Raw genomic sequence first — 21,530 nt, 5'->3', positions numbered from 1 at the left:
AATCAACTTTTGGAATCAATAATGTCGTTTAATTCATTAAGATCAAAGGGCTTTGTAAGCAAACCAAACAAACCTGAATCCTCTGCCTTTGCAAATTCCTCATTGTTGATAGCATATGAAGATGTAAAGACAATTTTTGCATCAGGATCATCTCTTTTGATTCTAAAAAATGCATCATATCCGTTCATTATGGGCATCTTCAAGTCCATCAAAACAATATCTGGACTAGATTCTTTGTATTTTTTGATGGCTTCCTCCCCGTTTTTGGCAGTAATTACCTCATAATTTTCATATTTTAGCATGTATTCTGTAGCCTCCAAAAACTGAGTGTCATCATCAACTAACAAAATTCTAGGATTTGACATCTTTTCTCCTCAATTTTGGACTGGTAAATAATGGAATATTCATTTTGGCAACCTAACTGAAAATATCACGGGATCTGTAGATGCCTGTATTGTTCCTTTATGTTGTTCTACAATGTTTTTACAGCTAGAAAGGCCAAGTCCTGTACCCTCCAGCTTGGTAGTAAACAACGTATCAAAAATATGCTTCAAATCTTTTCTAGGAATGTTTGGACCAGAATTTTCAAATATTATTGTTACATAAGAGGAGGTCTCAGTTAAGATAATTGCAACAGTCCCATCATCTTTGCCAATTGATTGTATTGCATTTAGAATTATGTTTACAAACACTATTAGCATCTTTTCATGATCAAACTTTATGGTTACATCATTTTTAGGAATGTTAATTTTGATATTTGATGGCACGTCTAATGCATCTATTGCCTCCTGAAGAGTTTGGTTTACTGAATGGGGTTTTAATATCAAAGGTGTTGTTCTGACATAGTTTAACACCTCTTCAATTTGGTGTGAAATGCGTCGTACAGATAGGTTAATGCGGTTTAGTTCTCTTGAGATAATTTCATTTTCGGAGTCATTTTCTTTTCCGATTATAACTCCTGCATTTTTTATTGTTCCCAATGGATTGCGTATATCATGAGCAATGTTAGATGAGAGCTGCCCGATAACAGTAAGCTTTTCTTTTTTAAAGTTCTGTGTACGTTTTAACAAAAAGATCAACAAGACAGTAATTGTAGATAACAGCAAGAAAACAGTCTGAATTTTTGTGAAAAAGATTATTTCATCAATCTCTTGATTGATTGACTGGGTAGGTGTGACTACTCCAAACATAAACTCATGTTTTCCATTTACAGTAACAGGTATTGCAGAATTTATCCTCTCACCAATGTTATCATCTAATGTAAAAATTATAGTTGATAAATTACCTTCTAAAACATGTAAAATGTGCTCATTTAAGAGCGAATTGTGATTGATGTTTTGTTGGATTTCATCTTCAAAGAAGTTTTTCCCCACATTTTCCATATTAGGATGAATGAGTAACACATTGTTTTCATCCATCACCATTAGAAATTGTGATTCTACATCATAGATATTTCCATGTCTTTTGAAAAATTCACTAGACGGGAAGGTTACAAGTAGCAATCCCTTGGAGATGTTTGTTTGTTTATCAATTACTGGAAACGTTATTGCAATTTCAGGTTCGTCAAACAGAGACGTATCAATTGACAGGATTTTTGGTTCAGATTTTATTCCATCATTTTCTGAATCAATCAGTTCTGATAATCCTTTGACAGTTGCTCCAACAAAAGAGTCATGGTTTTTGCTTGCCTGAGAAAGAACTACAAAATTCTCATCTAATGCGAGGATTTGTGCAGTGGGAGATATGGAGTTTAATCGACTAAACGTTTGAGCTATCAATTGATTTGATTCTTCTGTACCAAGATCATGTTGTAACTCATCATATTCTGCAAGTAAAGATAGCTCAAATACAATTAATTCTAATTCAGATGTAATATTCTTAGAAATAGACTTTGTGATAATTTCTTGGATTGTAATTTGGTTTTTTATAATGGTAGTTTTGATATTTTCTTCCTCTATACTGTAAATTTCAATAGTGATAGCCATCAGTAAAATTATCACTCCAGCTGTTATTGCATACCACGTGAATTTTTTGTTCTTTTGAGACAGCAATCAGAATCAAACTGTTTTATCGGATTGGGATTCATAAAGTGTTCTCATAATTACCAAAAATCAGGGTAAAAATCATCAAATTCATGCTCAAAGGAGAGACGGCATCAAACTAATTTCACAAAACTCGCCCCCGGCACACACAACTTCATTCTACTATCCAATGTGAAACATTCTATCTAATTATTTTGTCAAATTTTGATGGGTTTTTTCATGTTCCAATACAGCATAAAATGAATCAGTACTTCCTTCCCATTTGAACTTGCATTCTCTACAATTGTACTTCATTTTTAACAATTACACTACATTATTCTAAGAGATAAAGAACAAGCTAGTTGACTTGATTTAGGATCATATCAACTAGCAAGGATCTTAATAATTTGAATAGAGTACAACATACAAGTGAATTAGTGATAAGACAGCTGCTATTCATTGTAGTTTGTCTCGTTTTCTAAAGTGGGTCTGCCTTCACATAATTCACTTTGCAGAATGTTGGGAATTTGATTTCAAATCCTGTTTTCAAAGATGATTTTCCTAAATACATTAAATTATTTGAAAATTTATCTTAGAAGATATGGTATTGTTAGAAGAACTAAGGGTGTGCAAAACATGTGGAAATGTATTCTCAAAAAAAACTAGAGTGACAATCATTTCAGAATGTCCTCAATGCAAGGGAACAAGTTTTGAATCCATAGATATTGGAGAAGTCTAATAGTTTATTTACATAATAATCAATGTCAAATTATGTATAAGACAATTCTAGTACCGCATGGAGGCACTCCAGAAGGAGATGAATCGTTAAAGCATGCAATTTATGCTGCAAATGAATCTTCAAAAATTATAATTTTACATGTTGTAGAAGAAATGCAATATCCACCATCATTTGCATTATCATCATCCGAACGAGAAGACCTATTCAAAAGTATTGATGAGGCAAATGAATCAATTAGAAAAGACATGGATAAAAAGATGGAAAAAATATCTCATCAATGTAAAGAAAAAGGAATTACTTCAGAAGTTAAAGTAGTAATTGGAAATGCAGCAGAACATATTTTGGATATAGTAGAGAAAGAAAATGTGGATCTTATAGTCATGTCAAAGAGAAGAAAATTAAAAGGAATGAAGAAATTATTGTCTCTTGGAAGTGTATCTAGAAAAATAGTAGAAAATGTTACATGTCCTGTAACATTAATTGATATTGAAAATATCAAATAGTAAATTTGAATATCAAAAAAAGAAAAAGAAGAATTGAAATTTATTTTAAAAATGCCACAGCTTTAACGATGTCAGTTTTACTAATGATTCCAACAATATTTCCATGTCTAGATAATACTCCTGCCCCATTGATGTTTTTCTCCAATAGTATTTTTCCAGTTTTTGCCAGATCATCATCATAATTCACAGAAACAATATCTTTACTCATAACATCATCAGCCTTTACACTTCCACCAAATCCAGATTCTGAAATGAATCCCTTTCTGGGAAATATTACAGATATTATTGGATCCGTATTGTCAAGGACATCTTCATAGTTTCCTTGTTTTAATGCCAATGCGAATAAATCTCGAAAGGTTATGATCCCTACAGGTATTTCATCATGATTTCGCAGTATTACTCGAGAGATCTTTTCATCAATCATTTTCAAAACTACTTTGTATAGAGGAGTGTCAGAATATTGCCATGCATAATAAGGAGACATGTATTCTCCAACAATTTTCTCACCAGAATGTGTTTTAGTATAATACCTCACAAGATCGGTTTTTGTTAATATTCCAACAACATCATCTCCAGATTTTACTACTAAAGAACCAATAGATTTTGTAAGCATTATTTCAGCACATTCTATCATACTAGTGTGTTCATCAACAGAAATTATTTTTTTCATAATTGTAGATAACGGAATCTCATCTAATTTTTTTTCAGTATCATTTGTTAGAAGAAAGACACCCAAATCTTTTTCAGTTACAATACCTGTGATTTTATCATTTTCTGTAACTAAAAGCCTACTCTTTTTTTCATCAATAATTTTTTTTAAAACTTCAGCAAGATTAGATTCAAATTTTATTGTTCTTGGTGAATTTTTATAATCTAAGGCATGTTTCATGATTTCATCAACTCAATTAGTTATAAAAAACACAAGACAATTACCACAGATGAAAATTGATTAGAGGAAGTTTTCAAGTTCTCAACAAAAATCTACTTTTCTTTAATCGGTTCACTTACACTGGTTCTCTTGTCAAAGAACAGACAGGCAGTAAGATCTCCTGTAACATTTACCATTGTTCTAGTCATATCAAGAACTCTATCTACGCCTAAAAGTAATACCACTGCAACTGGAGGTATTCCTGCGGCAATGAGTATGGTAGATAAAATTACAATACCAGTTCCAGGTGCTGAAGGTGCACCAATTGATGCTGCAAGTGCAGTTAATGAAATCAAAAGAATAGTAGTAAATCCTAAATCAATACTGAAAAGTTGTGCCAAGAAAAATACTGCTACGATTTGATAAAGAGCAGTACCATCCATGTTAATAGTCGCTCCTAAAGGAATGATAAATTGGGAAACTTTGGGTTTGACTTTTAGTTTTTCCTCGGCAGTTTTAATTGATACAGGCATTACTGCAGCTGAACTAGAAGTGGAAAATGCTAAAAGTTGTGCATCTTTCATCATAGCCAACGTAGAACGTATTGGTCTCTTTGCAAAAATTTTGATAATAATGATGTAAATTAACAACATTGCAAAAAGACCTATTATCACAGTTCCCATATATGCACCAAGACCAGTTAGTGCAGATAGACCTAGTTTGGATGTAATACCTGCCATAAGACCAAAAGCAGCAAAAGGAGCTAAACGCATTGCCCATGATACAACTTTCATGGTGATTTTTTGTACAGATTCTAACAAATCAAGAATGGGTTTTGAGCTTTCCTTTGGTAAAGTAATCATTGAGACGCCAACAATTAATGCAAATACAATGATGCTTAGCATTTCACCGGACATGAATGATGCTAAAGGATTACTAGGAATTACTCCCAATATACTACTTGGAATATCATTTATTGATAATTCAGATTGTTCAATTGGTTCAGTAGATTCAATATCAAAACTTTCTCTTATCAAAGAGCTATCAATAAAATCTCCAGGTGCAATCATCGTTACAACAAGAATTCCAATAGTAAGTGCAATTGCAGTTGTTGCAACAAAGTATAATGCAGCTCCTAGACCTAATTTTTGGAGTTGTTCCATACTACCTGATGATGTTAGACCTCTAATGATGGAGGCAAAAATTAATGGTACAATTATCATTTGAATAATTTTTAGAAATAGATTTGCAGGGATAGATAACCAATCAGTGATTATTTCTGCAGTTTCTTTTTCAAATATCCCAACTTCAGGTCCCAAAACTATTCCTAATGCTAAACCTAAAAACAATGCAATAATCACCTGAGCCCATAATTTTTTCTTGATGAGATATGTGATTTGAGGAGTGGTGAATTTGAAAGATTTTATGACCATGCTATGATAATATGATTTCTCAGTCTTATTTATTACAAAATCATGTAATTCTCAACAATGAATATCAAATGTGATTTATTTTAAGAACAATGTTACTCTAGAAATGAAATTGATATCTATTAAGAACAATATAGAGAGGGATTACAGATGAATTCTAAAAGAAAAAAAGAGATCATAGACGATATTGAAGATGCATTACATCACGAAGAGAATTTACAGAATGATGATAATGAAAAACCAATTACGTTTGTTAAGAAAATTGAGAGACATGAAGATATTTGAATATACATAGACTAATAGAATTCTAGAGTAAAACGAGTGTAATTATATAGATTTTATATATTTTTGAACTAAAATCTAGGAAAAAATAGAAGAGAAAGGAAGTAAATTAGGCACAACATCAAATTTCACCTCTGCAAATAAGAATCAGAGTTTTATTAGAAAATTATTGGTGACTAATGAATGGTTGCAGAATTTGATGTAGTACCAACAATTATTGGAATTTTATTTCTAGTCTTACCAGCATTACTTTTGGGAAGATTATGTTCTCATTTTAAAATCCCAGAAATTATAGGATTTGTCTTTGCAGGAATGATTCTAGGTCCAACCGCATTGGGTGGGATAATTCCAATTTTTGAAAGACCTATTGTAGAACTAAATGAGGTAATGATGGGATTATGGCAGATATCTGGAATCATTATTTTGTTTTCTGCAGGATTACACTTTACATTTCATGATCTAATTAAAGCAGGTCCAAAAGCTGCAATAGTTGGAGTGTTTGGTGTTATGGTTCCACTTGTTGCAGGATATTTTATTGTACTTTGGATGGGATTTGATTGGACTGTTGCGATACTAATAGGTGCTGCAATCAGTGCAACAAGTATAGCAGTTTCTGTTGTAATTTTAGAAGAACTTGGAAAAGAAAAAACACAAGAAGGAAACATTCTGGTAAATGCAGCAGTATTAGATGACGTATTAGGTCTTGCAATTCTTTCAGCAGTAATTTCCATAGTTGTTTTGAAAACAATTCCAACATTAGAGTCAGTTGTAATAATGACAGTTACAGAGATAGGATATTGGATTTTAATTTTGTTAGGAGCAGTATACCTGTTACCCAAAATAGTTCATTTGGTTTCAAAAACACATCCAACAACACTAGAAGCTAGAGGAACAAGACAAGGTATTGCATTAGGCTCTGCATTTGGTTTGGCTGCAATTGCATCTAGTCTTGGATTAAATCCTATTGTAGGGGCATTTGCTGCAGGTATGGGATTAGCTGGTTCCAAATTAGCTATTCAAGTGCGTGAGTTTGTTGGAAGATTAAAGACGATTGTGGCTCCATTATTTTTTGCTGTAATTGGTGCGCATGTAGATATTTCACAAATATCTTCTATTAACTGGGTTTTATTTTCAGTGATTTTAGGAATAGCAGTGTTTTCAAAGGTTCTTGGATGTGGAATTCCAGCCTCAATTTTGCTCAAAAATAAGAAAAGTGGTTTTTTGATTGGGTATGGAATGATTGCCAGAGGAGAAGTTGCATTTATTGTTGCAGGAATTGGATTAGCATTCCAAATACTTTCTGATGAAATTTATTCTACGATAATCTTTGTAATATTGGCAACTATTTTCATTGCACCAATTTTGTTAAGAAACTCATTTAGAACAGAATCCAAATAGATTCAAAAAATTAATGAAATAAATCAAACATCTTTATCTAAATCATGAGTTTCGTCATCTTTCATTAGACTTTCCATAATGTGTCCATGAGATAATTTTTGAAATACAAATACAGCGTCAGCAATTAACAATATTGCTACTGCAAGACCAATTCCAGAAATAAGAAATGGTAAAAATGGTAAATATTCAATATCGCCAATATATGGTTGAATAACAGCAATCAATATCAAAATTAATCCTATAAAGAAAATATCACGTAACAATCTATGCAGTGGTTTTTCCTCTAGTTGTTTTGTGTCAGCAGGTATTAATTTTGTAGATAAAATATCAGACAAACTAGTAACAAATTTTTCAATTTTTCCAAGCATTGCAATAATTGGATAAATGATTAACAAAACACTTACAATTGTTAGTAGTAATTCAGGTTCAATTGCTAAAGGAATTCCTAATTGATTGATGGTAGTAACAATATCATCATTAAAGTAATCAATGATTGCCAAGATTGCAATAACAATCATCAGATTTACAAAAAACTTTGGACCGTTTGATCTGAGTAGTTTATTGAATTGATTGTCATCCTCAGATGTATCTAATAGTTTATTGAAAAATCTGCCTGTGATGAAAATTGGATTAAATAATTTCATAGGTATCAAGCTACGAGGATTTGCAAGTGTGGGGAAAATCTTCAACAACAATGGCATACATAGCATAGTTGCCAGAGTTACAAGCATTGTAACTGGATACAACATGTCTCTTACAGCACCACTATCTACTGCCTGTTTTGCCATGATGAATGAGAATTCTCCACGAGGCACCATTACAGAGCCTATTGTAGATGCGCCTGTTACATCATGCCCACCAATTGAAGATCCGAAAAAGTTTCCTACAAACTTTCCAATTACGCCAAGTATTATGATAGGTATAGAGATCAATGCAACTTCTGGAATGGCCATAATGTTTACCAACATTCCAATAGATACAAAGAAAATTACTCCGAAAAAGTCTCTTAGAGGTAGCACTTTTTGAATAATATGTTCTGAATGTTTTGAGGATGCAATGATCATCCCCATGATAAATGCCCCAATTGCAGAACTCTGACCAAGAAAATGTGCCAGTACTGCTAAACCAAATCCCAATGCGAGTGCGGTGATAAATGGCCCTTCAGGAATATCCAAGTCATGGATTTTTTCTAAAAGTTTCGGAATTAGTTTTATTCCTAATCCCAGCGCTATTACAAAGAAAGTTAAACTTTGTAATACTAAAATTCCAACTCCGGTAAAATCAAGTTCTGCACCTGCAGATGCATTTCCTAAAATTACTAAAAGTAATACAGCTGCAAGATCTTCTACGATTAAAATAGTAATTATTGTATCAAATTCTTTTGTCTTAACTAATTTGAGGTCTCTCATTATTCTCAAAGAAATTGCAGTGCTGCTTATTGACAATATTCCTGCAAGATAAAGAGCTTCCAAATGAGACCAACCAAAAGAAAAAGCTCCAATGTACGCCAAAAAAAACATTATTGACAATTCAGACATTCCCACAATGATTGCTTTAATTCCTGCTTTACGTAATTTCTGTAAACTAAATTCCAATCCAACTACAAATAATAAAATAATAATTCCAAGTTCTGCTAAAAGATTGATAAGTTCAACATCTTCAACAACACCTAAACCATATGGTCCTGCAATCATTCCAATTAAAATAAATCCAATAATAGTTGGAAATTTTATTTTTTTCATTATTCCTGCGCCAATCATTCCACCGCCTAACAACAATGCTAACAATGCAAGAAAATCAGTTACTCCAGCTGTCATAATCTATGTTCTTTTGATATTAGAAAAGTCAATGAGAAATATCTTTCCCACAACAAAGATATTCTATTTTTAACTCATAAATTGTTCTTTATGCAAGTGTTTGAGGCTCTAAATTTTTTGATTATTTTTGTTGCAAATATTCAATCATGACAGTACAATGATCAGTCATAAACGCATCCAAATTTCCCAATTTTCCTTCCCATTGATTGATTGAATTAGTTGTACAGGTCTCAATAGGATCTGAATTCAATGAATCTAAGGCGTTCTTTGCATTTTCCATGACAGATAAGGTGAATATTTTATTTGTCTCAATATGCTCTTTTGTTGCTAATAGTCCAGTATGACCAGAAATCAGAACTTGAAAGTCAAATTCTTGTAAATCATCATGAGATTTCAGGTACAAATCAATGTCAGGGGTCACTCCAAACGCTCGGTAAGGAGATTCTGCAGGGCGTATCAAATCAACTAACATTGCGACGTCATGTTGTGGTAAGAGTATCAACAAATTTCCTTTAGAATGAAAATTCCCAATGTCATACAACTCAATAGTTTTATTGCCAATCTCTAAAGAGTTGAAATCACCTTCAAGAACCATGTTTGGAATAGGACGATTAGGATCATTGTCAGATACTAACAAGTCTGCAGCATCTTTGTGTGCAATGTATGTTATATTTTCAGGAAATATAACACCTGCTGCTCCGGTATGATCCTGATGATGGTGAGAGTAAATCATATGAGTGATAGGTTCTGAAGTTACTTCACTGATTGCAGCCAAATATTTTTCTCCAATTGGTTTTGGTGCATCAAAGGCAACAACACCTTCTCCAGTAGTTAGAAACATCGTTTGGTAACCGCTGCCAATCAACCAATAGACACCATCAGCAATTTCTGTTACAAAGTATCCTTTATCAGAATCAATGGTAGGTGGTTTAGTAGTATATTCATAGGTTTTTTCAAATATTCCCATTGTTTCTTTTATGGTATCAGAACATTCTCCAGAATAATCTAATTGGATGCCAGCACTGTCAAGCATACACATGTTACCATAAGTAATACCATCAACTCCACAAACAGGTCTCCAATCAGATGTACATGGTGTGAGGTTTTCAGATACTTTGCATTCGCCTTTATTTTTCATTGCAACATGATCTGCATTTAATGCACACATATTCCCATAAGTTTTTTCATTAACACCACAAACTGGAGCATATTCTAAAGTACATGCAATAACAGGAATTTCGGAATACCACCCTCTCTGTTCTAATTTATCTATAGATTTTGGTTTTACACAAACTGGAGTTGCATCTGATTTGAACATCAGTTTTCTATCTTCAGCACAAATCACATCTTTTGCAGGAATTCCTGCATTGCTTTGTTGTGAAGGTCTAAGATAGGGTTGTTTTTCTCCATCCATTACACAAACTTTACCAGGATATGCGCCAGGACCACATCTATCATTTAGTACACAAATTTTCCCGAGAGAAACAAACCCAGGTGCACAATTACCTTGGTATGGAATATGTTTGGAATAAGATCTTGTTTCAAGAATATCCATTAGCTCATATTTTTTACTTGATGCATCTGCAGGAGGATTTTCAACATCAGAAACCTTTACAGAAATCTTGTAAGATTTTCCTTCAGAATACGTAAATCCTTCTATTGAATTGTAAAAATTTTGCCAATCAGAATTTTCATTTTCACGAATTTGCATGCATTTTTGCTTGCCAACACCTACACAATCAACTAGTTTTGAATCAACATACAAAATCTTTTCTTCTGATGGCATTTCTAATCCCAATTCTACACGTACTTGATGTCTCAATTGGTCTAGCTCAACTTTTGGGAGATCTAGACTAACCATCTTTCTGATCTGATTCATCAAAACTAATCCGTCTCGATCATATGATAGAACATTTCCTGTTTCTTCAAACGCATAATATGCTTTCATAATTTCTAGACGTTGATCAGTGTCATCTTTATCTGGATTCGACATCCATGCCTCAACCATTTCTTTTAATTCAGATTGAGTAACAAAAGAGTTTGGTTCTGAGTTCATCTCTTCAGAAAGAGATTCCTGTATTCCTACAATCCCTAATAATATCAAAGGAATTATTGCCCAAATTGATTTCATGTATTTCATAATTAATTATACTTTAAAGAGTTTGATGAAAAATGATTTTTACCAAAAAAGGCAATGTTTGGTTTTTGAACAAGAGAAAAAGTGATCCTATTTTTTGTTTTTATTAGATGGTTGATTAAACTGTGAAATCATTTTGGCATAAGATTCCATCATAGAATGCAAGAAAGAATCATATGATTTAACTGCTGAAATTCTCATTTTGAAATATTCATCCCAAAACTTTGAATTCATATCTATAATTTCTAGAGAACTTTTCTTTATTGATTCAGAGTTTTTCTTAATTTGTTTTAGCACAATAGGATCAATATTGAGTTTGTCAAAGAATTCTTTTTCTGATATGTAGCAAGTTCCAAAAAGATCATCCCACATGTGAAGATATTGTGAATATAGATTAGAATAATTCTGAAATATCAAAGGAGTCTGAGATTCTAATTTTTTGATTATTTCTGAAGTATCAGATTTTAAAACATCACAGATGGATGCATCTTTTTCATTTGATAGTTTATCATTATCTGTCATTAATGTATAAAGAACATTATGAAATTTAAGCCATTTCCATGTCCAGAATTAAATTAGATCCTCAACAAAATACTCTTTCGTGTAGGGGCTTATTTTTGAAAATTTAGAGAAGGTTAAGAGTAATATTCCTTAAACCCTTTATCAGTAGGATAAAGTTCGGTTTTAGGACCAAATAATCCCTGTTTGTGAACAACCTTAAGCAATCCATCATTCTCCAAATGTTCCAAGATAGAATCAAGTTCTTGATTATCTAGTCCAGTATTTTTTTGAATGTTTTCAAATGTTTTTGAACCTCTGTGCAATGCACCTAAAACAAGATCATTTTTTGATTGAGGTTTAGAATGCTCGATTTTGGTTTTTTCTGACATATCGAATTTATTATCAGCAAAATCAGAGGATTCGTTTTGTATATTAGGTTGAGAGAATTTTTTTCCTATTCCTCTTTTTGCTAAAATGCGAGGAATGATTCTTGCTAAAGGAATTGCCAAGAAAATTATGATATAAATCCAAGAAAAGTTGGGATCTGCCATGGGTTTACAGATGCATAGATCTCATAAATTTGTTAAGAGATCAAATTGATATTGATAGATCCGTAATATGGTATAATAGTAGTAAATACATACGGTAAACACTTGTCAAAGTATCAATCACCTAAAGTCAATGTCAACATGAGTGCTGCCAAAGGAGTGGTAGCAGCAATCATCATTTTAATTATAATAGGCGTAGTGGCAACAGCATCGGTTAAGATAGTAGATTCTGGTCACAGAGGAGTTTTGCTTCATTGGAATGCAGTTGATTTGACACAGCCACCACTTGACGAGGGTCTGCATTTTGTTGTCCCATTCCAAGACGAAGTAGTCAATATTGAAGTTCGTACACTAAAGTATGCAAACGATGCTAGAAGTGCATCAAGAGATTTGCAAACAGTAGAAACTACTGTTACTGTAAACTATCACCCAGATAAAGAATCAGTGCACAGACTATACAAGAATCTAGGATTAGATTATGAGGACAGAGTGATTCAGCCAGCAATTGAAGAGACGGTAAAACAAGTAACTGCAAGATATAATGCTGAAGAACTAATTACAAAAAGACCTTTAGTTAAAGATGATATAGAATCATCTATTCGTGATAGATTAAATCAATTTAATGTGGTAACAGAAGTTATTTCAATTACAGATTTTGAGTTCTCACCATTATTTGCTCAAGCAATCGAATCTAAAGTAGAGGCGGAACAAAATGCACTCAAAGCGGAAAATGACTTGAGAAGAATTGAAGTAGAGGCAAGACAGAGAGAGGCCAACGCCATAGGGGTAGCAAATGCCAACATTGCCGAAGCAAAAGGTGAGGCCGAAGCAATTGCAATCATCAACAAAGCACTTGCCGAAAATCCAAATTATCTAGATTGGCTAAAAACACAAGCATGGGACGGTAAATTGCCTCTAGTTGTAGGAGAGGGCGGAACACCATTTATACAAATTCCGACAAACCCATAGATAGATGGCTTCAATAATCATAATACCCATACTCATAGTTGCAATAATTGGACTATCATCTTATCTTATTCATAAATTTGTATTAAGAGATCTGATGGCAAAAAAATCCATTAATCAAACTCTTCAAAAATACAACATCAAAAAAACACCCTCAGAAATAATTAAAGAATACTATAATAATAAAGGAGAATCTTTATCGCACCAAGAAATTCAAAATCTTGAAAAGAACTATAGACTTAACGAACCTGAACAGTTTCTTGCAATGTATGATGCAATTCGAGATAATAAAAATAAAGAAAAATAATTTTCACTTTATCAGAAATACAAAATTTTAACTAGTTTCTTAAACTAGAAAATACAAGTTAACATATAGAATTGAAATCAAATGATAAGATCTTGATTATTGGAGCAATGATTGCAGGCATGATTGGATTAGCTGCAATCATAGGGTTTGTAGGACAGGGAAATGTAAGACATGTAGACATATTTTGGGCCGAAACAGTAGAACAAACAATAGTTTTTGAAGACATTAATGGTATTACAGAAGTTAGAGGAGTTAAAGGGATTAAAGGAGATATAAATCCCACATTATTTTCTCGAACATCATTTGCATATATTCTAACTGTGATCAATAATGGAACAACATTACATAGACTTTACATTGACGGATTCAATGTTCAAACAGAACTATTAGAACCAGGCCAACAAGATACCATTACGATATATCCAGACAAAGAAGGAGAATTCACATATTACGATAAGAGGCAAGATCTGTGGCCTTTAGGGAAAATCAAAATTGTGTCAGTTGTACCTAGTGATGATTTTCAAGGAATTTGGAAAGATTTGATTTAGTTTGAGTTGTTTGTGCAAATAGAATATGACAAATTTCTAAATAATTTCAGAACAAAAATTTTTTGATTTAATATTTTGGGGGGAATGGGATGACAGATTCAAACGAATTATATCATAAAGAGATGGATGAATTAATGTCCGAAATCAATCAAAAAACAAAGTCATGGTTTCATAAATTAAAAGAACAATCAAAAAATACCAGAATAGATATGTGATTTTCTAATATAGAATAGTTCTATTTTTCACCAATAATCAAATCAACATCATAATTTAGTGTAGCACGCGAATTTAATTTCAAATTCCAAGTAATGTGAGAAGGAGACTTTGTGTTTGAGGTGATTTTAAAGCCTAATTTCTTCAAATTCATTCTTAATGATTTTTCATCTAATGGGTTTTTTACAGAATTCATTCCTCGTTCAAAATCATAAGGATCACTAATTATGAATCGACCAGTAGAAATTTGTTTTGAAATATGAGTCAATAATTTCAGAGGTTCAACTAGTTCTAATACATTTAATGCCAAAACTAGATCAAATTGTAATTTTCCAAATACAGGTGAAAGAAAATCAGCTACAACATAATCAAGATTGTTTTTACAGAATTTTTTTGCCACTCTTAATGCAGCAAATGATCTATCAATTCCAAAAACAATTCTATTTGATTCAGCTAAAGAAGAAGTCATTATACCGATTGAACAACCATATTCTAAAACTAAATTAGATTTTTTTGTCAAATCAATATTTTTTTTAATTTGTGAATAAAATATTGAGGATTTGCTAGTTTGATAAATTTTTGACCATCGTTCTTCAAGTTGAGTTCTATCATCTTCAAATTGATGAATTTGTGATAGAGATGTTTTACAAAATTGTTTTAATGTATGATTTTCAATTAACTGATAAATCTGGCCACCTAATTTTCTACGTGAAGATAAATAATTGGAAAAATTATCCCAAAGAATTGGAATTTTCTCAACAATTGGGAATTTAGAATTGCATTTTTTGCATTCTAAAATTCCCTCTAGAATTTCTTTATCACTCTTAAGTACATTTAATTCTAATTTTGAACAACATCTAACACATCTCAAAAATTCAAGACTAGATTCAAACATTTTCAGATAATAGTATCATAATTTTTGAATTAATTATTTGTTTGATAAAAAAATCAAGATAATCTTAAATGGAGTATTTTCAGATTTTATGCAAAATGGGAGAATTTCAAGAGTTTGCAGAGGCATTATTTGGTCAATTAGCAGTGGAATTAAACGAGGAAAAAGAGATTATTGAATTAGCAGTTAAAGCCAAAGAGGACATTTCAAATAAAGTTCAATTCAAAGAATTAGATGAAATTGCTAATTCAGTATTTCCTAATTTTAAAGACAAAGTTGAAGGATTTTTAGGCGTTAAAGTTCCAGACAACATAGTATTAAAATTTCCAGAGTTAGCAGAATTAAAAAGAATTAAGGGAAATAAAGTATTTGCAGATAATGAATCAAAAGAATTTGTTTCAGAATTATTTAATGCAGTAGCAAAAGAAGATCTTAAAAAAATTGCAGAGCTTATGCAACAAGACACTGCAAAATATTTAGTATATTCAACATATGCAATACAGTACATTTCTAAAATCACAACAACGTATGGAGATTATCTTGATTCTGTAATTTATTTAAACAAATTTATTTTATCTAGGTATCCACAAATAATTCTCCATAAACAGGGGGAACCATACGAATTACGATTTGAAAATGTTAATTCAGGGTATCTGGGAGCAGTTAAAATGACAGTATTAGAAGAGTTAATTCATTCTACTCAAGAAAACCTACAACAAGTAAACAAAAATGCTGCAACAGAAGTCAATAAAATTAATGAAGAGTTAGCAAAAATTATCTTATCATTAGATACAGAAGTGGTGAATAAATTATCAGAATATTGTCAATTACAAGCAGTTCCAGATGATTTTCCATTTGCAAAAAAAGCAAACCTGTTTTTCTTTTTGAATCCAGATCATTTCTTAATTGAACAAATTGGACCAGATGTAATGACATTTACACATGTTGAAATAGATCCAAAAATTGGAGAATTAATACCAGAATTATTAGACATTTACAAAAAATGGCTTGTTCCAATTCAACAACATCATGCCGCGTTTACTGCTATGGAAGGCATGGCTGCTTTTGCAATTGAGAGCATCTTAAAAGAGGATAAAGATTTTCAGAATTATCTTTCGACGTTTATGGGAACAGATTTTTCATCATATCAAGTTAGAAAAAACATGGGTAAAGATTTTACAGAAATCGTGTATGAAAAACTAGGCAAAGATACATTCAAAAAAATGATAGAAATTCCTCCAAACACTAGAGAACTTAAAGATCCTCAACTATATCTTAAAAAACTGAGTTTGTAACAATTGGAAGAAAAATTTGATCCATTAGTTGCAGAATGGGTTTCATTTGTAAATAATCCAGGTTTCAACTTAGTTGAAAAATGTCTAAAATTTGCTCAAATTTTAGAATATCCAGATCTTGATGTGGATGAATATGTAAAAAAGATAAATCGAATTGGTAAATCTCTAAAAGAATCAATCAGCGATGTTAAAAATCCAACATATTTAATTTCAATGTTAAATGAGCATCTTTTTGAAAATCTAGGTTTTAGTGGAGATGACGATGATTACTATAATCCAAAAAATAATTTTCTAAATGAAGTAATTGACAAAAAAACAGGACTTCCAATTACAATTTCTATTCTTTATGTAGAAATTGCAAAGTTTATTGGTTTAGATCTCAAGATTGTAGGTTTTCCCAGTCATATCTTAGTAAAATACAATGAAGAAATGATATTAGATCCATTTTATGATGGACGATTACTTGATGTAGATGATTTACAAGATATTTTGGATGCAAATTATGGAGGTCAATTGGAATTTCAACCAGAATTTCTTGATGAAGTGAAAACAGAACAGATTTTAGTTCGTCTTACAAGAAATTTAAAAAACTCTTATGTCCAATCTTTTGTTTATGAAAAAGCATTACGTTGTGTCAATATGGTATTAGCAATTGAACCAGAATCCCCAGAAGATATTAGAGATAAAGGAATTTTAGAAGAAAGATTACAAAATTCTGAAAGAGCTTTAAAATATCTGAATAAATATTTGGAGATCAATCCAAATGCAGAAGATGTAGATTTTATTTTAGAATTGATTAGAAGTATAAAGACAAAAAATTAATCAATGATAGAATCTACGTCAGTTCCTTTCTTGATCATTGATATTTCATGACGGGCAATTTTATTTCTCAATGCTCGTTTTAGAATATCTACTTCACTTCTGAGCAATGCAATTTCATCTTCAAGTTTTGCAACTCGCTCATAGATAGTTTCAGCTTCTGAACTCATGATTATCTTTCTGGAAAAAATTGTCTTAAAAAGTTATGGGTAAATATTTTGACGGACAGGCTAGCTTTTTGAACTATAACTCAAATTCTTGACGACATTTTTCACATTTTGCTCTCTCTTCACCTGGAGAGCCAAGAATGAAAATTTTACCAATTGTTTTACAAATAGGACACATTCCAGTAGTAGCATTTTTTGGACCAGTACGAATGATTTTTTGTGTTTTTCTTCGTCCCATGAAAAAACTTCTCGAATCGGTCTATTAAGTTTTAATGGCGCGGGGAGGGGGATTTGAACCCCCGTGTCCTTGCGGACATAGGATTAGCAATCCTACGCCCTACCAGGCTAGGCGATCCCCGCATAATGAGCCCTAGAATTAATCTGTAAATAAATTCATTCGTCGCGAAATTGGCTATAATTATTCACAATATCATCAATTGGAAGTCTTTTTCCACCAACAATCTTGAGATCAACCTGAACTTTTTTATCAACAATGGTAAGTATATTGTAAGTATTCTCAAAAAAGCCTCTAACTCTTTCAGATGTAGCAGTACCTGCATTTACAACAGTAAGAGATCTGAAATTCCAAGCCCAAGGTCTGTGCTTATGACCACATAACACAACATCAACTTTTGAATCTAAAATAGTTCTTAGAACATCACCAGCGTCAACAACAGTTAGCTGATCAGAACCAGTATCAGGAATTGCAATCAAATGATGGTGCATAGCAACAATCTTGACTTTATCTTTGTATTTCTTCATAGTTCTTTCTAACCATAAATTTTGTCTGTATCCTACTTCACCTTCATTTCTATCAGGCCTAGCGGTTCCAACAGTTACCAAAACAACATCATCTCCCAATTCATTTACAGTTTCAAATGGAAAAAATTTTTTGAATAATAGATAGCCTGTATTTCTATAATCATGATTTCCACTAATTGTAATAATTTTTTTTGTTTTGAATTTTGTTAAAAGAGATTTACATTTCTCATATTCTTTCATCAGTCCCTCATTTGTCAAATCGCCAGTGATGATGATTACATCAGGATTTAATTGATTTACTTCATCAACTAATGTATCAAACTTATCTTGTAAGAATTGAGACCCTACATGTAGATCAGAGATTTGAACTATCTGCATTTAGTAACTAGTTAACAAATTAGGTATTAAATCATCACTATAGAAAATATGTAAAAAGATTTCTTAGATTCAAGGTAGAATTAAATAATAAATGTCTCAAATTCATGCAGTTTTGAGTAAAAAAGCTGCTGTGATGAAAGGAGACGGTATTGGACCTGAAGTTGTGGATTCAATGCTCAAAGTCCTTAAGGAATGCAATTTTCAATCAGAATTAGTTCTTTGTGAAGCAGGTTCAGAACAATGGGACAAAAATGGTAGAAAAGATGCATCATACATTCCTGATGCAACTATGAAAACATTAGAGGAATCAGATTGTTGTTTTAAAGGTCCAACTACTACAATCCCAGTTCCAGGAGCACCCAGAAGTGTGGCAGTTACATTAAGACAAAAATTTGATCTTTATGCAAATATTAGACCAACCAAAACATATGATAGATTAACACCGGATAGAAAATTAGACTGTGTGTGTTTTAGAGAAGCTACTGAAGGTCTCTATACAGGAGTTGAAGCAAAAATTACAGATGATGCAGCAATTGCAATTAGAAAGATTACAAGACAAGGCAGTAGAAGATTGCTGGATTCATCAGTAGATTGGGCAAATAAATTTAATATGAAAAAAATGGTTGCAGTTACAAAAAGAAATATCCTAAAGCAAACAGATGGAATATTTTGGGATGAAGCGCAAAAGGCAGTAGAAGGAACCGGAATTGAGCTATCTGAAATTTACATCGACAACATGGCACAACAGATGGTTATTGCAACTGAGCAATTTAATAATTCAGTATTAGTTAGTACAAATTTGTTTATGGATATTATTTCAGAATTAGCATCAGCTCTTGTAGGATCAATTGGATTAATTTATTCTGCAAACATAGGTGATAATTATGCAATGTTTGAAGCTGCACATGGAAGTGCTCCACAATTTGCAGGGCAAAATAAAGTAAATCCAACTGCAACTGTCTTGTCAGGAGCTTGGATGGCAGACTATATGGGTGAAAGAGATGTCAGAGATGCAATATTTGCTGCAACAGAACAAGTAATCAATGAGGGAAAAGCAGTGACATGGGATATTGGTGGAAATGCGTCAACTACACAAATGACAGATGCAATTATCACATATGCTAAAGAAAAATTAAGAAAATAATCACCTAGTAGTTTCGACTAGAATTAACTCTTCAAAAAATAGTTTCTTTTTTGCCAAAATTCTTGCTTTCAAACCTAATTTTTGAGCATATTCTATCAATTTTTGATAGTTAGACAAAGACGAAGTGATAAAAATAAATTTTCCATCCTCAGTTAAATTACAAATTACAGAATCAAATATTTTTTTAGGAATTTCAAATCCTTCTGCACCTCCATCTGTTGCAATATCTATAATTTCGTCAGTTGCAAGATATGGTAAATTACATACAATAAAATCAAATTTAATTTTTAATGCATCCGAACCATTGCAACAAACTATATTTTCAGTTTTGTAAGTTTGATTTTTTAGCACATCAAAATTAACATCAGTTCCTACAACATAAAAGAAATTCTCAGAAAGTAAATTTGTCAAATATCCTGAACCACTCCCAACATCTAAAGCAAAGCGACCTTTTTCATTTTCAATATTTTCAGCAATAAAAAATGTATCCTCAGATGGAGGATATTCATCATTTTTCAAGTATTTTGTTTGCAAGATTTATTATTTCGTCTCCAGAAAGATCATCTACTCGTTTATCTATTAGAGTTTCTTTATTGAATTGTTTTAAAATATTTTTTACAGTTTTTCGTCTATATGAAAAAATTTTATTTATTGTTTGAACAAGATCTTTAGTCATATTATTTTTTTTGACTATTTTAAGAAGTACAGAATCTACTTTTGGAGGAGGGGAAAAATTATTTTTTCCAACTTTAGATAAAAAAGTAATTTCAAACCCATGTGTTGCAATAATGCTTATAGCTTTTCTAGTCTTTGATGACGTAGTAAGAAGTTTCTCTGCAAATTCTTTTTGAACCATTATTACACCATGAGAAAAAGAAGTTCTCGCTAACCATTCAATTGCATCCCTACTCCTAGAATAAGGAAGATTAGATACAAAAATGGTGAAAATGTCTTTTTTCTTAAAACCATCACCAGACTTCAAAACAAGATTCTCAATTTCAGAATACTTGGATTTTGCATTTTTTACTAAAGATTCATCTAAATCTACAGAAATTACTTTTTTAGCATTTTTACACAGTAAGGGAGTTAAAATTCCCTGTCCAATTCCAACTTCAAAAACAACATCATTTTTTGAAATATTGGCCTCAGATACTATGAATTTAGCTATAGAATCAGATTTTAGAAAGTGTTGTCCTAATCGTTTTCGTTTTATCATCTCTTAACAAAGAGATTCATACGGCTTTCGCCAGTTATTTCATCCATTATACGTTCTGAAATATGTTTTATTGGTTCCTTAAACCCAACACGTTCTTGTAAATCTTGATAGCTTTCAAACTTTTGTTTTTCTCTTTCTTCAAGCATAGTTTTCATGTATGTTTTTCCAATTCCAGGAATTAATTCAAGTGCATGAATCCTAGGAGTCAGTGGTTGTGCATTGTTTAGATATGTAACAAATTTTTCTTCATTGTCTGTGACAATTTTTTCTACAACATTATCAAGTTCACTTTGAGCAGATGAAGAAATTCGATCATAATCCATTTTTCCTAAAACAGACAAAACTTTGGTTCGTCCTTCTTTACCAATGTAAATTTTTTCTCCAATCTCAAATGTAGAGTTTGGAATTCCAAGAATTTCTAAAATAGTTAATCTATCTTCTCCAATGGCAGTAATTATTATTCCATCTCTTCCTCTAACTGTAGAGGATTTTCCTCGAGGATTAAAATCTAAAACATACGCATACTCTTCATACTTTCTAGGTGGGGGTTGTGCCCTATACAAAATAGAATGCTCCTAA

26 protein-coding genes and 1 tRNA gene are annotated in these 21,530 nt (G+C 31.9%); 11 read left to right on the top strand and 16 right to left on the bottom strand.

The genetic code is table 11. The features are described 5' to 3' along the window. Positions 1-2 precede the first annotated feature (2 nt). Together K5781_RS06120 and K5781_RS06115 are read right to left on the bottom strand one after the other, a co-directional pair. A complete protein-coding gene (locus K5781_RS06120; RefSeq protein ID WP_297441831.1) occupies positions 3-365 on the bottom strand; it encodes a response regulator in 363 nt (120 codons plus the stop codon). Between the two features lie 39 nt (positions 366-404). Next, positions 405-1,985, bottom strand: a complete 1,581-nt coding sequence (locus K5781_RS06115; protein ID WP_297441829.1) for an ATP-binding protein — start codon at positions 1,983-1,985, stop codon at positions 405-407. A 637-nt stretch (positions 1,986-2,622) separates the two neighbouring features. On the opposite strand from K5781_RS06115, the gene K5781_RS06110 reads away from it, so the two are divergent. Both K5781_RS06110 and K5781_RS06105 read left to right on the top strand, forming a co-directional pair. Beyond that, entirely contained in the window at positions 2,623-2,760 is a 138-nt protein-coding gene (locus K5781_RS06110) for a hypothetical protein (protein ID WP_297441827.1), read from the top strand. A 32-nt stretch (positions 2,761-2,792) separates the two neighbouring features. Then, a complete protein-coding gene (locus K5781_RS06105; protein ID WP_297441825.1) occupies positions 2,793-3,263 on the top strand; it encodes a universal stress protein in 471 nt (156 codons plus the stop codon). A 40-nt stretch (positions 3,264-3,303) separates the two neighbouring features. Here K5781_RS06105 and K5781_RS06100 read toward each other — a convergent pair whose 3' ends face one another. Both K5781_RS06100 and K5781_RS06095 read right to left on the bottom strand, forming a co-directional pair. Next, on the bottom strand, positions 3,304-4,152 hold the full coding sequence (locus tag K5781_RS06100; protein WP_297441824.1) for a CBS domain-containing protein: 849 nt from the start codon (positions 4,150-4,152) through the stop codon (positions 3,304-3,306). Positions 4,153-4,244: 92 nt separating this feature from the next. Beyond that, entirely contained in the window at positions 4,245-5,564 is a 1,320-nt protein-coding gene (locus K5781_RS06095) for a dicarboxylate/amino acid:cation symporter (protein WP_297441822.1), read from the bottom strand. A gap of 147 nt (positions 5,565-5,711) precedes the next feature. Here K5781_RS06095 and K5781_RS06090 point away from each other — a divergent pair, with 147 nt between their 5' ends. After that, the gene (locus tag K5781_RS06090; protein ID WP_297441820.1) at positions 5,712-5,846 is read left to right on the top strand and encodes a hypothetical protein; all 135 of its coding nucleotides are present in this window, start codon (positions 5,712-5,714) and stop codon (positions 5,844-5,846) included. Between the two features lie 180 nt (positions 5,847-6,026). Further along, a complete protein-coding gene (locus K5781_RS06085) occupies positions 6,027-7,241 on the top strand; it encodes a cation:proton antiporter (RefSeq protein ID WP_297441818.1) in 1,215 nt (404 codons plus the stop codon). 23 nt (positions 7,242-7,264) lie between these two features. On the opposite strand, the gene K5781_RS06080 is transcribed toward K5781_RS06085, so the two are convergent. From K5781_RS06080 to K5781_RS06065, 4 genes are all read right to left on the bottom strand, one after another. Next, positions 7,265-9,058, bottom strand: a complete 1,794-nt coding sequence (locus K5781_RS06080; protein WP_297441816.1) for a cation:proton antiporter — start codon at positions 9,056-9,058, stop codon at positions 7,265-7,267. A 121-nt stretch (positions 9,059-9,179) separates the two neighbouring features. Further along, on the bottom strand, positions 9,180-11,189 hold the full coding sequence (locus K5781_RS06075) for a DUF4377 domain-containing protein (protein ID WP_297441814.1): 2,010 nt from the start codon (positions 11,187-11,189) through the stop codon (positions 9,180-9,182). A 96-nt stretch (positions 11,190-11,285) separates the two neighbouring features. Further along, on the bottom strand, positions 11,286-11,717 hold the full coding sequence (locus K5781_RS06070) for a hypothetical protein (RefSeq protein ID WP_297441812.1): 432 nt from the start codon (positions 11,715-11,717) through the stop codon (positions 11,286-11,288). A 113-nt stretch (positions 11,718-11,830) separates the two neighbouring features. Beyond that, the gene (locus K5781_RS06065; RefSeq protein ID WP_297441810.1) at positions 11,831-12,247 is read right to left on the bottom strand and encodes a hypothetical protein; all 417 of its coding nucleotides are present in this window, start codon (positions 12,245-12,247) and stop codon (positions 11,831-11,833) included. A gap of 102 nt (positions 12,248-12,349) precedes the next feature. Here K5781_RS06065 and K5781_RS06060 point away from each other — a divergent pair, with 102 nt between their 5' ends. From K5781_RS06060 to K5781_RS06045, 4 genes are all read left to right on the top strand, one after another. After that, the gene (locus tag K5781_RS06060; RefSeq protein ID WP_297441808.1) at positions 12,350-13,213 is read left to right on the top strand and encodes a prohibitin family protein; all 864 of its coding nucleotides are present in this window, start codon (positions 12,350-12,352) and stop codon (positions 13,211-13,213) included. A gap of 4 nt (positions 13,214-13,217) precedes the next feature. Further along, positions 13,218-13,517, top strand: a complete 300-nt coding sequence (locus K5781_RS06055; RefSeq protein WP_297441806.1) for a hypothetical protein — start codon at positions 13,218-13,220, stop codon at positions 13,515-13,517. 71 nt (positions 13,518-13,588) lie between these two features. After that, positions 13,589-14,065 (top strand): hypothetical protein, encoded by a 477-nt coding sequence (locus K5781_RS06050; RefSeq protein WP_297441803.1) that lies wholly within the window; start codon positions 13,589-13,591, stop codon positions 14,063-14,065. 89 nt (positions 14,066-14,154) lie between these two features. Beyond that, positions 14,155-14,280: a hypothetical protein gene (locus K5781_RS06045; protein WP_297441801.1), complete on the top strand. Its 126-nt coding sequence runs from the start codon at positions 14,155-14,157 to the stop codon at positions 14,278-14,280. Positions 14,281-14,300: 20 nt separating this feature from the next. On the opposite strand, the gene K5781_RS06040 is transcribed toward K5781_RS06045, so the two are convergent. Continuing rightward, positions 14,301-15,173, bottom strand: coding sequence for a methyltransferase domain-containing protein (locus tag K5781_RS06040; RefSeq protein ID WP_297441799.1), 873 nt, complete (start codon positions 15,171-15,173; stop codon positions 14,301-14,303). A gap of 95 nt (positions 15,174-15,268) precedes the next feature. Between K5781_RS06040 and K5781_RS06035 the strand changes: the two genes are divergently transcribed. Both K5781_RS06035 and K5781_RS06030 read left to right on the top strand, forming a co-directional pair. Next, a complete protein-coding gene (locus K5781_RS06035) occupies positions 15,269-16,465 on the top strand; it encodes a hypothetical protein (RefSeq protein WP_297441797.1) in 1,197 nt (398 codons plus the stop codon). Positions 16,466-16,468: 3 nt separating this feature from the next. Then, the gene (locus K5781_RS06030) at positions 16,469-17,287 is read left to right on the top strand and encodes a SirB1 family protein (protein WP_297441795.1); all 819 of its coding nucleotides are present in this window, start codon (positions 16,469-16,471) and stop codon (positions 17,285-17,287) included. Here the strand turns inward: K5781_RS06030 and K5781_RS06025 are convergent. The 4 genes from K5781_RS06025 to K5781_RS06010 form a co-directional block, all read right to left on the bottom strand. After that, positions 17,284-17,454 carry a hypothetical protein gene (locus tag K5781_RS06025; RefSeq protein ID WP_008299658.1) on the bottom strand — a complete coding sequence of 57 codons (171 nt, stop codon included), beginning with the start codon at positions 17,452-17,454 and terminating at the stop codon, positions 17,284-17,286. The two genes, K5781_RS06030 and K5781_RS06025, sit on opposite strands and share 4 nt — an antisense overlap. Positions 17,455-17,527: 73 nt before the next feature. Further along, a complete protein-coding gene (locus K5781_RS06020) occupies positions 17,528-17,689 on the bottom strand; it encodes a hypothetical protein (RefSeq protein ID WP_185736594.1) in 162 nt (53 codons plus the stop codon). 35 nt (positions 17,690-17,724) lie between these two features. Next, positions 17,725-17,811 (bottom strand) — tRNA-Ser (locus K5781_RS06015). A 33-nt stretch (positions 17,812-17,844) separates the two neighbouring features. Next, positions 17,845-18,591 carry a metallophosphoesterase gene (locus K5781_RS06010; protein WP_297441788.1) on the bottom strand — a complete coding sequence of 249 codons (747 nt, stop codon included), beginning with the start codon at positions 18,589-18,591 and terminating at the stop codon, positions 17,845-17,847. A gap of 112 nt (positions 18,592-18,703) precedes the next feature. Between K5781_RS06010 and K5781_RS06005 the strand changes: the two genes are divergently transcribed. Beyond that, a complete protein-coding gene (locus K5781_RS06005; protein WP_366848043.1) occupies positions 18,704-19,735 on the top strand; it encodes an isocitrate/isopropylmalate family dehydrogenase in 1,032 nt (343 codons plus the stop codon). On the opposite strand, the gene K5781_RS06000 is transcribed toward K5781_RS06005, so the two are convergent. The 3 genes from K5781_RS06000 to K5781_RS05990 are packed head-to-tail and all read right to left on the bottom strand — an operon-like array spanning position 19,736 to position 21,514. After that, positions 19,736-20,269 carry a HemK2/MTQ2 family protein methyltransferase gene (locus tag K5781_RS06000; RefSeq protein WP_297441784.1) on the bottom strand — a complete coding sequence of 178 codons (534 nt, stop codon included), beginning with the start codon at positions 20,267-20,269 and terminating at the stop codon, positions 19,736-19,738. It lies immediately after the preceding gene. Next, positions 20,244-20,951 (bottom strand): rRNA adenine N-6-methyltransferase family protein, encoded by a 708-nt coding sequence (locus K5781_RS05995; protein ID WP_297441782.1) that lies wholly within the window; start codon positions 20,949-20,951, stop codon positions 20,244-20,246. The genes K5781_RS06000 and K5781_RS05995 overlap by 26 nt, the downstream gene beginning before the upstream one ends. Continuing rightward, a complete protein-coding gene (locus K5781_RS05990; protein WP_297441780.1) occupies positions 20,948-21,514 on the bottom strand; it encodes a DUF655 domain-containing protein in 567 nt (188 codons plus the stop codon). The genes K5781_RS05995 and K5781_RS05990 overlap by 4 nt, the downstream gene beginning before the upstream one ends. Positions 21,515-21,530 lie beyond the last annotated feature (16 nt).

Origin of the sequence: Nitrosopumilus sp. (assembly GCF_025699255.1) — an archaeon.
Classification (GTDB): Archaea; Thermoproteota; Nitrososphaeria; order Nitrososphaerales; family Nitrosopumilaceae; genus Nitrosopumilus.
The sequence above is the reverse complement of the archived record's forward strand: the minus strand, read 5'-3'. Positions and strand labels throughout refer to the sequence as shown.